Here is a 13,348-nt window from a genome sequence, read left to right as displayed (position 1 = left end):
GAAAACTCCCCGACCCGAAGGCTGAGGAGCGAGAGTTAGTTGATCGTCAAGTGGGGCCAAGTCTTTTCGAGTCTGATGCAGGAGATCATTCCGGTGCTGGCGTGGGGGTAGATCCGTTTCACGTCGGGTCCAGGAACTTGGTGGTGCAGGAGCAGTTTGATTCCCCAAGCCTCGTCCTCGCTCAGCTTCTGCCCCGCTACTTTTCCGTGCCGAGCCGTGTCCTGATTGTTCTCCGTTCGACTCCCCCACTCCAGGTTGCAGGCTCGGTTGTCGTGGGGATCTCCCCCTCTGTGACGCACCACCTGCCCTGGTCGGGGATCTGGACCAAAAACTGATAGAACGAGTTGGTGGACGTAGCGGGTTTGGCCGTAGATGGTGGTCTTGAGATACCCGTCAGAGTGGGGAGTCAGGGAGAGGATTCGGGGCTCGGGCCACCACTTCTTTCGCCAGTAGTAAGTTCTCACTCGGCCTTGGTCACTTACTTCGTATCCATCTGCATTCGGAATCGGCTTCCAAATCTCTTCCATAGGTCTCCAGAAACGAAAAAACCCCAGCCGAAGCCGGAGTGAAGGGTAGGGGATCGTGCTACAAGTAGGTGGTGGAGGAAAGGTTAGAGTTCAGTCCTCACCTCTGTAACCGCCAGCTCTCTGTTTCTCGCAATCTCCTACTTGCATCTCTATCCTCTTCGCAGATCCCTCAACAGGATGTCCCCATCTTCAAACGGAGTCAGTCTTTTGACCCGCAAACTGAACACCAAGATGCTAGGGTGGGTAAGCAGTCAGTATCTTTGGGAACAAGAAGAGGGAGTAGGGCGAGATCTTCAGGTTGGTGAATCCCTTGTGGAGGTAATGCACCAAAGAAAGTAATTGAGAGCAGCGGTCCCATGACCAACCAATCCACTCCCGAACGCCAAGGAAACGAGGCTGGTGGCATTTGCGGATTGTTCCAATTCTGCTGCTGTCTTAGTCGGAAAAATGCCCTATAGGGGACGAGGCAGGGCTACTCCATTCTATTTCAGTGCGTTATCGTACTGTCGCGATCGATGTCAATCGTTTAACTGTAAGGGGCTTAGTTCACTACCGGCCCCTTACTGATGTGTTCGTTTTGCCAATAAGCAGGAGGCTGACATGGGGTGGTCTGCACAGAAGCAGGAAGTTCCCATTGCACGTTACACGTATTCGCTCTCCGAGAGAGTCCGGATGCGGGTGCTCCAGTTCTTTAAAAATCATAGGAATGGCTGGGGCGAGATAAGTTACAGCTTCGAGCGTCTCCTGGGGGAAGTTGCGGACTTGGCGTTGCAAAAGTATGGTTCGTTAAAAGCAAACTTTAATCAGGCCTACCCTGCTGCTCAGCACTTTCTTGCGTGTGTAGATGATGAGGCAATTGAGTTTATCGAGATGTGTTTTCGCACAAACGCGGTTGGTACTGGAGACGCTGCCTGTGGTGCCGTAGCCTGGATTAACCAGATGTTTGAAGAGGAAGGGGTTGGATACGAACTGACTGCACCAGTATGGCGTGATACTGGCGAGCGAGCTACTCTGTACGGTCGGCAACTTGATACAAACGTTCAGCGAGTGGAGTACCCACGTCTTATCAAGAAAGGCGAGAGGACAACTCACGAAATTGTCGTTAAGCCCGCACTTGAAGTGTTAGCCGGGGAGCGATTCTCTGTCGCCAACGGGGAATTGCTTAACGCATTCGAGGAAGTCAAAAACGGTGACTACGCTGGGGCTATCACATCCTGTGGATCAGCATTCGAAAGCGTTCTCCGGACGATCTGTGATTTCAAGGGATGGACCTTCGACCCTAACGCCGGTAGTTGCTCCACTTACGTTGAAATTTGCCGAAAACACGACTTGTTTCCGCCTCATTACACGGAGATATTCAAGGCAGTTGGTATGATTCGCAACAAGATGGGGGACGCACACGGCAAGGGGCCAAAGCCTTCTTACATAGCTGGCCGAGAGTACGCTGAGCATATGATCGGGGCTACGTGTGCCCACATTAACCTGTTAATCAGTTTGGCGGGTTGTTAAATCACATTAGTAACTGGAGTTGGTCGCTCTTATGATGGATCAACGATAGTGCTTTGCTGCGAAAGTATGGACTGAGAGTGGAATCGGTAGTGGTGGCGGGTAGTAGAAGTCGTGAAACTCCTCATCGTCATCCTCCACGCTCAGGCCTGTCTTCTCAAGGAACTCCCGTAAAGCTGTGACGCTAGTCATATATTGCCCTCCCAGCTTCTCAGCCCTCAAATTCACCTGCTCTCCATCCAACCCCCGGCGTCCCCTTCGGCACCAATCAGCCAGTCGATTTGCTGTGTAAGGCTTGCCGTGGTCGCGGGCAGGAAGAAGGGCCTGAAGGGAAGGGTGGGAGAGGGCGTGCAAAGTGTGATCGTCTGTAGTCAATGTAGTCCTTGGGGTAGAGGATCGAGATGCAAGTAGGGGTTGGGAGAAAGGTAGAGTTTGATGTCCGCTTGCTCCCAACACCGCTACTCTGCGAGTGTCACCCGTCAGTGGTCTGACGCCTGGATATCTTGGCAAAAAGGGTTGCTAGCTCCGGATCGGCACTCAATTGTGTCTTTGCCCTGCTCTTGGTAGAGCGGACGTTCCCGGGAGAGATATTGAGGAGGCTGGCGATCTCGTTATCGGACAGCTCCCCGCCATACTCCTGGTGCAGTCCTAGACTCATCAAAAGAACGTCCTGTTGCTGCTGTGTCAGGTTGTTGAGCGGCGGCAGCAGTAAAGGGAGAGGGTCTAGGAGGATCTGGCTTGGGTTAAGACCGGGCTTAGCTGCAGCTTCGATTGGTCCTTCACTGTACTCAAGGAACTCAGGTGATTGTTCACGCTCTGTATAGATATCTGTTAGAATCTGCTTGTAACATTTCCAACAGTATCCTACGAACCCCCTTGGCACCTCAAAGCAGCAATTGTAACTTGTGCGAAAGTTGGGAATTACCATGTCTTGTGTCGAAGGGACAAAACGAAAAACGCATTCGGTACCCTTGGCCGTCAGGCGGTTCAGAAGGTCATCCTGACTTAGAGGGTCCGCTTTGTTTGCTTTCATAAAAGTTTCGGCCAGAGCATAAGCACAAATTGCCCTCGCTTCTCGCGGAGTCGGTGGAGTGCCAATTGCGGGTTTTCCTTGGGTGTCGCGGAGTTTACGTTGACCCTCTTGGATGCCATTTGGGTCACGACTCTTGAAGCCGTCGTTGGCTTTGTAGAAGCAGTGTGGGCAGCAAGATCGTCCTTCCACCACCTTAAAGCCACACTTCTTGGTTCTGATCACATTCTCGTGATAGGTTTTTTTGCACTTGTTGCATTCGCACTCTATTACATCAGAGGTTCGGTCACACGGTAGGCAGTTGTAGGTTTGAGCCCGAAATGAGATCGAGCTGCTCCAGCTTCTCGCACCAGCCGCACGTGGTTTCTTTGTTCCCGCACTTCAATTTTTGCCCTCAGCTTTTGGATTAACTTCGACAAGTAGTAACTCGCTTGCTGTATCGAGCGATAGAAACTCGTCATCAGGTATTCGCAGCGTGCGGTCTGGCTCTAAAGACCTCTTCAGGGCTATCGATGCCGCCTCTGCAAATCGACCATATAGCGTGTTGCTGGAGTCCCGGTGAGTGAAGCAGATATCGATTTTGTCTGCAAAATCGGCCCACCGAAGGAGCTTCGACTTTAGGTCTGACTGCTCGCCTTCGGATAGTGGTGCCAGCGGTTTGGCAGCATTCACTGAGTTGGCACTCTGTTGAGCGAAACTCGGGACCGACCGAATGACCCAGAATCGTTGCTGGCCCTTGGTGTGCTCAGCCCGGACGCCCCGCTTTTCTAAGTACTCAACGTGCTGGTTGATCGTTCGGGTCAGTTGGCTTGAACTCTTCGGCCAATCCCGCCCCTTCCGCTCGACCATGCTGTTGAGCTTGTCCAGAAGCTCCGTCGGACTGCCCTGGAACCCCGATCCAGCCACTTTCAGTAGTGGGTCGAGTAGGGACCACTCTTCGGCCACCCTCTCAACGATCCTGGCGTGTGCTTCCGTCACCAGTCGGGTGAACTCCCCGTTCGAGTACCCCGCAGCGTGCACGCAGCGATCCGCCCACGTCATGGCCTCTTTGATTCGCAGGGAGTGACGAGCTGTCACCTCTCCATCCCGAATGCCTCTGAGTGCCTGTGAAACGATGGTGAAAAGGCCGCCGAGTATCTCCGGGTGATGTCGCTCGAACGCCCTGATAAGATCTCCGTCCTCAACACTGGCTTCGGGCCGCACCCGACCGAGAGCCACGGGAATCGCACGGTCCCGGATTCGCTCCTCGTGTAGCCACTCCCCTGCCTCTAGCCCGTTGATGATTGCCGGGCGATTGATTACAGCACATACGACTTCGGTATTCTCGTACTTCTTTCGCTTTTCAAGAGCCCCGCCCGTGCAGATGGTCGCCACGATCCGGGATTTTTCCGGCGGGAGGCTATCGACCTCATCGAGCGGGAGTACCCAGCGGTTGAAAGCACTGAGTTGCAAATCCTCTGCGTTCTGCTGCATCTGCAGCCCCTTCGCCTCGCGAGGATCGATCGTGCAGTACGCAAACTTAGTAAGGGCACTTTTTCCCGAGCCCGGCGGACCCAGGATCGACAAGAACGGGTGGTCGCAGTGCTCCTTCAGGGTGGTGCTCAGCCAGCCCAGCACCAAAATCCAGCTCGGTTCGTCGAGAATGCTGAACAGCTCCCGCAATCGCTGAATGGAGCCGTCCTGTACCGGGACCGGCAGGGGTAGAGCTTGGAGCGGCCTGTGAAAGAGAACCGGACAGTCGGTGGTGACTCGCCACCCGTCAGCCGCAATTTCCACTACCTGTCGCTCGGAGTTGCACAGGTCCACGAAGATTTTCCCGTCCCGCTCGGCGACACGACGCGACACCATTTCAGGTGGACTTTTCTTGGTACTGCGGACGAGTCCCTTGACCGCTTCGGCCACCAGTCGCATGTCAATGGCTTTGCCCGCGTCTCTCAGTACCCATTTGATCTCCTCACACGACTCAGCCAGATCGTAGGGGTGTAGTTCCACACTCCCCCCGGGCTTGCCGGTCGGGCTGGTGGCCAGGAACAGCTCCCCGGACTTCGACCTGACCAGCCGGATGCCTAGCGACCGGAAGACCTCGTACTGGCCCTGAATGTCTGCTTTCGTGACCTTTTTCTTTGCCATATGTCTGTCCTTCTGTGAGTGGGGTGGGGCTAAAATGCGGTGCTGATCTCATCGTCGAAGACTTCTCTGGGGCGGGTGCGTGAGGTCTGCGGCAGCACTCGGCGATCGATTCTGCACAGCTCGTTTCGCGACACGCCGTTGTACTCACTGATCGAGGCGACACCCTCAACAACGATCGGGTCAGGCGGGCCGAAGCAAAGTTCCTCTGCGTGCCCAATGTCGAGCTTTTCGCAATCGGCGTACAGCACCGGGAGTCCGCCCGGGGTTGTCCACCAGCTCCGCGTTAGCACGTGACCGGCATATGGCCCCTGTGTAACCTGCCAGGAACACTCGTATTGGATTTTCTGCCCATTGGCAAAATGTCGAGAGCGGACGCAGGAGAGGAGCCGACACTGAACCAGTGTGCCCTTTGGGACGAGGCGGGACGTGGGAATCGAATCAAGGTAACTCATTGAAATGCCTCGGGAAGTGAGAGAGAAGAAGTGAAGGTGCGTCTGGTGCGGGACCGGAGATCTGAGCACACCGTTAGAGTGAAGGGGGTAGGTGGAACACACGCGATTAGTAACCCTTTGCGGACTCAGCCTGAATGAGCTTGGTTCGAGCTTCGTCGATTAGCTTCGTCTGCTCCTCCAGACTGAGTTGCTCGAATCCTCGGGCCATTGCGGTGGTAACGATCTTCACGTTGGCCATTAATTGTTTTGCTCGCTCCCGAATCACCCGGTGAGTCAGGTAGGGCAGTTGCACGTTCACGAGGTCGGTCGCGGTCTTGGTCTTGGTCTTGGCCATGGTCTAGTTCCTCATCGGTTTGGCTACTCGTGGGAAGTCAGTATGGGCTCCCCAATAATATATAGGCAGTGAGTCCAGGAAAGACTACGGATTCGACACAGAGTTGGATTGAAGGTGTTCAAAACCTATGTTGCTGAAGGGTTTAAGATTTTTGGGCATTTTCAATTTTGCTGCAACATTGCCGGCGACGGTGCCCGGAAAAGGCTGATTTGTGGCGTCCGCTGGTCGAATGCGAGCGTGGTCTGATGGAGAATTCGAGACGGCAGAGACGGCAGAGACGGCGTTTTCCCAAAACTCTTTCCTTGACCATGTTTTGAAGAAAGAAGAGAAAAGAGGAACTGTTCCCCAAAAATCACCGTCTCTGCCGTCTCTGCCGTCTCAAAACGCCAGCTTTCTCCCAAGACCTACTTGCATCTCGATCCTCGAAGTTGCCTCTCTGAATCGTCATTCTGGGGTCGAGTGTGTTCGTATTGATGCAAGTAGGTCTTGGGAGAAAGGTAGGATTTTGAGAATTCTCAAAATGGTGTGGTTTAGTGCAACAATTCGGTCTGCTTCTGCCTCTATATGTATGGCAGGTTAAGGTTCCCTCCTCTGCACTCGTCAAGGTGTCTCGTATGTGTGCCGCTGTTCTGGTTCGTCAATCCCGATTCTCGGCCCCGAATCCGGTGGAGTATCTCCAGTCCTTCGTTGTCCTGCTTACTCTGCGGCGTGCGGGCCTCAAAGCTCCTGTCGTCCAGCCTGTTCCCGTGTCATTTTTGGAGCCAGACGCTAGAGAGATCGGCGAAGAAGAGGTGGTGGAGTTGGCAATGGAGTCTTTACGTTCTGGCTGGCGTGCGGAATCTATGGGGCCTCTCCGGCAGTGGCAAACTGTGGATTGGGTGCTGGTGGAATCTGCGAAAGAGTGGGTGGTCGCCTCCGATCCTGCGAAGGTTAGCCGCACTTCCTACGTGCCCGACACTTCACGCCGCAAGTACACCCCGTCTGAGAATTAAAGCCTTCCTGGAGAACCTGAATGTGTAACGTCACTCCTTCGAACCCGGCTCAGATGCTGCGGGCCTATGCGGTACTGTTCGACATGCAGCTTGTTGGCCAGGACGGTGAGTTAGTGAACGCTCACGTGGTCGATGTCGTCCCGGTCCAAGTTCGTGGCCCTGCGGTTGAGAGGGCCGAAGTTGCACGGTTGGGTCTACAGTCTCTGGAAGAGACTTGGGACGTTGAGCAGCACGGCGACTTCGAGCGGTACCGAATGGTTCGGGCCAAGGTCGTGTCAGTGGCCGAAGAGTGGGCGTTTCGCCCTTCCACGACAGCGGGCCGGACCCGGTGACGCTCCCCCGAAGCCGCCCCGCCTCTTCAGCAGCTTCGGCTATCGATCTGAGTCGGCTACGCTTCCACACTTCTTCCGTCACTTCACTTCACTTCACTTCACGTCACTTCACGTCACTTCACTTCACTTCACTTCACTTCACTTCAGAGGTTTTTATGGATCGTTCAAATCGCAATTACGCCAAATCGTACAACAAGGCACTCCATTTTGCCAAAAAGCCGTTCACTGGGATCGGGCCGATGGTAGACCCCACTACCGGCAAGTACACCAAACCAAAGCGAACCAAAACGCCTCCCGAGCAACAGCCGCGTAAGCTGGGACCGGAGAACAAAGCTTTTCTGAAAGCCCTGGACAAGTCACCTTTCGACCACATCACCAGGAACGCCTACGCCGACTACCTGCGAGAGCAGGATCACCACGACATGGCCGACTTTCACCAGTCGCTCGCCCACTGGCTCCAGCACGAGTACCCCTCGCAGCGATCCGACGACCCCAACCGCCCTTGGTCTATCAAACACGACCCTATGGCCGAGTACACTGGTGAGCAGGAGCCTCCGGTGCTGCCGTGGGGTGTGGACGTGACCGACCTGCCGGGCTACTTGGCGAGTTGGGAGCACGAGACCCCGGCCCAGCACCACTTCATTCCGCGTTTCGCCGGTGACGCTTTGCACTGGCCCTCTGCTCAAGGCATGATCTCCAGTCTCGGCATGGCACACAAAATCGCTACCCACCGACGGACTAGCCCACCCGCGACCGGCATGGATGAGTGGATGTAGGGTGTGCTTCGGGGTGGACTCTATTCTTTACCTTTCTCCCAAGACCTACTTGCATCTCTATCCTCGATCCCGTTCCGCGTCACCTCTGCTCCATCACCTATCCTGTTAACTCATTCTCCTCCATCCACAGAGCTAGTGCTGAGGTCGGCCGTAGTGTCTTCCTCTCGGCTCTGGCTCTGTGCTCGTTCACTTCCCTTCCGCACTTCTGTCCGTGGAGTTCTCCATGCCTGCCGTTTTTCCCTGTCTGGGACCAGTTGACACCTACATTAAGAAGCCCGCCGATTCTGCTTGGCGTTATCTGGGTACTTGCGAGCGTAGCCCGGAGTGGGAGGCTACGGATTCATTCTTACCAGTGTATAATGATTTGGGCGGCCGTTCGCTGGCAACAGATTACGTGCGTGACCGCAGACAGGAGATCGTCACCCTCACCCTCAACCGCTTCAACTGGAACACCTACAACGTCCTCCGTCGAGGCTCTCCGCAGGTCACCAATTCGCCGATTGACTACACCGATTTCCAGACCGATCACGGCACGCTCACCATTGGCAAAACGGACTTCCAGCTACTGATGACGTTTGCCTTCGGTGGGACTGCGTTCTCGGGTGACCCTGCGATCCCGCGTGGCAGACTCTACTACTCAGCCATTCCACGCCGCTCCTCGGAAAGCTCTGCTGGCACCCGCACCCACTCGGTCTCCATCCTCTTCGAGTGCAACGGGGTGTTTGATCCGGCGACTCGGGCTTTTCCCCTCTTCACTGAGGATGGTGGCAAGTTCGGCAGCTTCACGCCAGAGTGAGGTTGCCCCATGTCAGCCCAATTCCTCCCGGTCGGTGCGATCGAACTGTACGTCAGGCTACGCTCACGCAACTCGTTCGACTTCCTCGGCACTTGCACCACCGCCCCAGAAATTCACGTCCGCCGATTCTACAGCGATCTTCACTGTGATAAGGGCGGTGAAGTCCCGTGGCAGAAAACGGGGCAGGGGGAGCAGCACGTTGTAACGGCCACGATCAACCGACTGAATGTTGAGACGTGGAACTCCATCCGCAGCAACTCCAGTTCCCCAACCGTTCACACACCAAAAGTCGGTCGGTTGGTGCTCAACGTGTCAGACTTCGAGTTGTTTTTTCGGCACACGATCTACACCTTTCCTGTGGTTCCTCTGCCTCCCGGGATGTGGACCGGTCGCCTCTACAGATCGGGCACTCTGTTGGATTGGTCCGAATATTCTGAAGACCGTCTTAAGTCAATCACCCTCATGGTGGAGTGCAATCCTCTCTACTACAAGCAGGTGAAAGAGTTCGTCCTGTATACCGAAGTCCCGTCCGATTTCCCTTCCGTCACCCCGGAGTAGCCATGCTGTTTACCGAGCACGAAAAGCAGATTTACACCGCCCCCACCGGGGATAAGTACGATCCGATTGCCCTCTCCTACAGCCTTGTTGCTCAGAGCGGCGGGATGTGGGACGAGTGGTTGGACCTCTGGTGTGGTGCCGACACTCCTCCTCAAGACCGAGCGACTGTGGCCCTTCAGATCGCGGGAGTGGCTCGGCGGGTGTTCGGGTTCCGGAGGTTCGACGAGGAGGGCGGCCGGCTTGACGCGGAAGTCTTGGAGGCGGTCCATCACTTCGAGGAGTATCTCTCAAAAAAAGCCTAGAGGGTGCGTTCTGGGCGGATCTGTTTCACACGTTCGGGCTCGGTAGTGTCGAGTTGGGGTACGGGGACTGGGTGGCGTTGTGGTTGAATTTGCCCCGGCTCTACGACGTTTCGTGCTTTTACTCGACCCTGAGCCAGATCGTTGCAGCAGAGCGGGACGTGCCGGATCACTGGTTGCAGTCGGCGTTTCGGAACGGTGACGGGGACTACTCGAAATGGAAGAGTTGGTCAATGAAACTCAGGCACGCACACGAACAGGGGTCAGGGCCTTTCCTTATTTCACCTTGCTTACACGAGGGAACGTGGCTATGTGGGGCGCCTTCTCGCAGCCAGGAAGGTACCCATGTCTCCTTGCACCCTGGTCGATGCCCTGGCGGCGGTTCCCGATCCCCGCAGCAAGCACGGCCTTATCCACCCACTCGCCCCCTTCCTCGGACTCGTCGCCCTCGCCATGCTCATGGGGCGCACCAGCCTCAATGGCATCGCTCGCTTCGGGCGACAGCACGGACCCGCCCTCGCCCATGCCCTCGGCTTCCGACGCGGCAAGACCCCGGCCGTTTCCACGCTCTCCCGCACCCTGCGACGCTTCGACGCCGACCAACTGGAGCACGTCCTCTCGTACTGGATCGCCAGCCGCGTCGACCCGGCCGCCTTCACACACATCTCCATCGACGGCAAGACCCTTCGAGGCTCTCGCAACGGCGCGATCCCCGGTCAGCACCTGCTGGCCGCATACGCCCCCACCGTCGGTGCCGTACTCGCCCAGGTCAAGGTCGATGCGAGCACCAACGAGCACAAGGCCGCCTTGACGCTCCTCGGCATTCTGCCGCTGCGAGGGAAGGTCGTGGTCGGCGACGCCATGTTCTGCCAGCGAGACCTGGCCGAGGAGGTGGTCGGGGCCGGCGGCGACTACGTGCTCACGGTGAAGGACAACCAACCCGGATTGGGGATCGACATCCGAGCCGGGTTCGCCTTCGAGACCGCCGCCCGATCGATCGCGGCGGCCACTTCCCCCTGGGGATCGGCCTCCGCCCGCCCCGAGCCGCATCGCCACGACCGTCGATAAGGGTCACGGCCGCATCGAGAAGCGGACGCTGCAAACGACCTCGATTCTGACGTGCTCGCCGACGTGGGCGGGGGTGAAGCAGGGCTTCCAGTTGACGCGTGAGCGGACGGTCCGAGGCCAAACGACGGTCGAAGTGCATTTCGGCATCACGAGCCTGTCGGCCGAGAAGGCGGATGCGGCCACACTCCTGAACCATGTGCGGACGCACTGGCGCATCGAGAACGAACTGCATTACGTGCGTGACGTGACACTGGGCGAGGACGCGTGTCGTGTGCGCATGGGGCACGCACCACAGGTGCTGGCGGCGTTGCGGAACGCCGTGGTGCACCTGTGGCGTGAGGTCAAGGCGGTGAGTTGCCCGGAGGCGATCGAGCGGCTCCAGATGGACCCGGCAATGGCCAAGGGACTTATCGGAGTTACGTAGAGTGAATCAAGGAAAGGCCCTGGAACAGGGGTAGCAAATGGCGACAGCGAAAAGAGACGGGGATTACGAGCAGCAGTCGAGAGTCCGAGCAGAGTTGCGATCCCGTGTCCTGGCACCGCCTTCCCCGTCCCGCAGTACGCAACTTCCGCCGGTAGTTCCGTTTCGTGGTATTCGGTTGGGTGACAGTTCGAGCCGAGCTTCTTCCCCTTCGATCCGCCCTCTCAGCCCTCCCGAGCGGCAGTTTCCCCGAGTCACCCCGCCGAAGAAACTGGACCTTCCTGCCCGAACGCCCTTGATTCCAGTTCCGAGCCTGAAACGTCCAGAGAGAGCACCCAGTACGCTCCCAATAAAGCCGTTGACCCTTCCGAGCCCTCTCAGCCCTTCCACCCCTCCACCTTCACCTCGCGTTCTTCAACCTCCTGCGAATCTTGCCCCTTCTGCACCCCCGGCTGCTCCCCTGGTGTTGCGAGAGAGAGCCTCGGTGGTTCAGCCCGCTTTTTCACGCCCCACTACACCGCCCGCTCCTCACACTTCGACGGCTAAACTGGCTCTCGACCAGAGGGGGCAGTCTGAATCCCGAGTGTCAAGGTTTGAAGGCTGGGGCGAGCGACACCGGGTAGCCGTACCGGACACGCACCCCGCCCGACTTCCGAGGCCGGCAGTTGCTCTCCCCCATCTCGGCTCGGCTTCTCTGGCGTCACCACTTCACTCCGCACCCTTCACCGTGACCGTCACCAGCCAGCCACACCCCGAAGCTACCGAACCACTGCGGTTTCAGGGCAGGCCGATGGGCAGCATCCTCACCCGCAGCCAACTCTAGGAGGCTCTAGATGGATATTGTGTACAACGGCATACACCTCTCGATGGGGACGATCAATGAGTACCGGATGGAGGCGGTCTACGATGACACGAAGACGGACTACCTGTACACCCGGCACCGAGTTTCGGGCGTCTGCACCGTGAACGGGCAGTCCGAGGTGAGAGACGTGGCCGGTCCGCCGGTGTCGTATCGGAAGACGGACGAGTTGGTGTATTCCGGCGATGACGCGATCAGGACGGCCCCCAGTGGAGTCAGCCGAGCCGCAGCCGCAGTCCCGCCCAACGTGAACGTGCCCATCACCAAAGTCTTTCACTCCCCGAGCGGTGACGAGGTGTTCGGTGACGCTCCCCCCTCGGGGCTCGGTGCTCGGTCTCCGAATGCGGTCCGCCAGTTCAAGTTGGAGCCCGTGGCCAACCCCGTTCCCTTGACCGTCCGGGCCATTCGAGAGCGGCTCCTCACGCCACGCAAGCCCCTCTTCGTGTTCGCCGGCTCGGCTGCGGATTCGGAACTGTTGCTGATGTCACCGACGCGGTTCTCCTACCACACGGACGCCCGCAACGGACCCCAGCCGATCTCCTGCGAGATCCTCAGTTCCCAGGGCGATGCGGACACGTTTATCATCCAGTTTGACATTGAGACTTGCGTTCGGGAGTCGGAAGAGAACCTCGTGTCCACGGACCCCAATGCGGGATCGGTGGCGTCGCCCCTGCTCAGCAACCGGTTCTCGATGATCCACTCCATCGACGACCAGCACTTGACCAAAATCATCGTCGAGGGGGAGGCCGTTTTCCGATCCGACCTGCTCTACAGCACGGCCACTTCACCCGACGACTTGCGACAGCGGCTTTTGCTGCCGTGCCCGTTTGGGTTCGTGCGGGACGGGATCGTGGTCGAGGGGTTCAGGGACGGTACGGGCGTGAGGTACAGGTTCGAGGACCGCCAACTGCCTGTTCACCTTCCGGGTGCGGCGGTGTGGGGAGCGGTGAGAATCGAGGCAACTCATTCGCAGGCCATCGTGTCGGATGCGGACTTGCTCAAGGGCACTGCGGGAGTCTTCAGTGACTTAAACAGTCAGTTACTCAATTCGCGGTGGTTACAGCAGGCCAACGATTCGCAGAAAGAGCCGCCCAAGCCTACTCCACCGGAAGCTTCACACCCCGTCGCACTTCCTCCCCCAAAGACCGCTCCCGTGAAGCCGATCCCGACGAAGCCAACAGCCAGCACGCCAACCATCAAGCCGTCTCGGGTCATCGTTCCCCGCTCACCTCGACTTCGATAGGAGTTTCCATGCCCGGTCCAGCAGC

The 13,348-nt window shown here is 57.5% G+C and carries 13 protein-coding genes; 8 read left to right on the top strand and 5 right to left on the bottom strand.

Going from position 1 to position 13,348, the window contains the following annotated elements:
* Positions 1–35: 35 nt before the first annotated feature.
* Positions 36–527: an NUMOD4 domain-containing protein gene (locus GobsT_RS41135; RefSeq protein ID WP_010051105.1), complete on the bottom strand. Its 492-nt coding sequence runs from the start codon at positions 525–527 to the stop codon at positions 36–38.
* A 600-nt stretch (positions 528–1,127) separates the two neighbouring features.
* On the opposite strand from GobsT_RS41135, the gene GobsT_RS20060 reads away from it, so the two are divergent.
* Positions 1,128–2,036: an abortive infection family protein gene (locus tag GobsT_RS20060; protein WP_148087816.1), complete on the top strand. Its 909-nt coding sequence runs from the start codon at positions 1,128–1,130 to the stop codon at positions 2,034–2,036.
* Positions 2,037–2,505: 469 nt separating this feature from the next.
* On the opposite strand, the gene GobsT_RS20055 is transcribed toward GobsT_RS20060, so the two are convergent.
* The 4 genes from GobsT_RS20055 to GobsT_RS20040 all read right to left on the bottom strand — a co-directional run bounded on the left by GobsT_RS20055 (position 2,506) and on the right by GobsT_RS20040 (position 5,979).
* Positions 2,506–3,066, bottom strand: coding sequence for an RNA polymerase sigma factor (locus tag GobsT_RS20055; protein ID WP_148087815.1), 561 nt, complete (start codon positions 3,064–3,066; stop codon positions 2,506–2,508).
* A gap of 378 nt (positions 3,067–3,444) precedes the next feature.
* Positions 3,445–5,193 (bottom strand): hypothetical protein, encoded by a 1,749-nt coding sequence (locus tag GobsT_RS20050; RefSeq protein WP_010052245.1) that lies wholly within the window; start codon positions 5,191–5,193, stop codon positions 3,445–3,447.
* A 29-nt stretch (positions 5,194–5,222) separates the two neighbouring features.
* Positions 5,223–5,441 carry a hypothetical protein gene (locus tag GobsT_RS20045; RefSeq protein WP_010052244.1) on the bottom strand — a complete coding sequence of 73 codons (219 nt, stop codon included), beginning with the start codon at positions 5,439–5,441 and terminating at the stop codon, positions 5,223–5,225.
* Positions 5,442–5,751: 310 nt separating this feature from the next.
* Entirely contained in the window at positions 5,752–5,979 is a 228-nt protein-coding gene (locus tag GobsT_RS20040; RefSeq protein WP_010052241.1) for a hypothetical protein, read from the bottom strand.
* Positions 5,980–7,458: 1,479 nt separating this feature from the next.
* On the opposite strand from GobsT_RS20040, the gene GobsT_RS20035 reads away from it, so the two are divergent.
* The 7 genes from GobsT_RS20035 (at position 7,459) to GobsT_RS20005 (ending at position 13,323) form a co-directional block, all read left to right on the top strand.
* Positions 7,459–8,079: a hypothetical protein gene (locus GobsT_RS20035; protein WP_109570981.1), complete on the top strand. Its 621-nt coding sequence runs from the start codon at positions 7,459–7,461 to the stop codon at positions 8,077–8,079.
* Positions 8,080–8,302: 223 nt separating this feature from the next.
* Positions 8,303–8,875, top strand: coding sequence for a hypothetical protein (locus GobsT_RS20030; protein ID WP_148087814.1), 573 nt, complete (start codon positions 8,303–8,305; stop codon positions 8,873–8,875).
* Between the two features lie 9 nt (positions 8,876–8,884).
* Entirely contained in the window at positions 8,885–9,433 is a 549-nt protein-coding gene (locus tag GobsT_RS20025) for a hypothetical protein (RefSeq protein WP_010043832.1), read from the top strand.
* Positions 9,434–9,435: 2 nt separating this feature from the next.
* Positions 9,436–9,735, top strand: coding sequence for a hypothetical protein (locus tag GobsT_RS20020; RefSeq protein WP_010043829.1), 300 nt, complete (start codon positions 9,436–9,438; stop codon positions 9,733–9,735).
* Between the two features lie 342 nt (positions 9,736–10,077).
* On the top strand, positions 10,078–10,800 hold the full coding sequence (locus tag GobsT_RS20015; protein ID WP_010035860.1) for an ISAs1 family transposase: 723 nt from the start codon (positions 10,078–10,080) through the stop codon (positions 10,798–10,800).
* Positions 10,781–11,224 (top strand): ISAs1 family transposase, encoded by a 444-nt coding sequence (locus GobsT_RS20010; RefSeq protein WP_109570720.1) that lies wholly within the window; start codon positions 10,781–10,783, stop codon positions 11,222–11,224. The genes GobsT_RS20015 and GobsT_RS20010 overlap by 20 nt, the downstream gene beginning before the upstream one ends.
* Positions 11,225–12,054: 830 nt before the next feature.
* Complete coding sequence (locus tag GobsT_RS20005) at positions 12,055–13,323, top strand: hypothetical protein (protein WP_010043823.1); 1,269 nt, start codon at positions 12,055–12,057, stop codon at positions 13,321–13,323.
* Positions 13,324–13,348 lie beyond the last annotated feature (25 nt).

The organism is Gemmata obscuriglobus, from assembly GCF_008065095.1.
In the GTDB taxonomy this organism is placed as follows: domain Bacteria; phylum Planctomycetota; class Planctomycetia; order Gemmatales; family Gemmataceae; genus Gemmata; species Gemmata obscuriglobus.
Note: the sequence above shows the minus strand (reverse complement) of the source record. Positions and strands in the feature narration are given on the sequence as shown.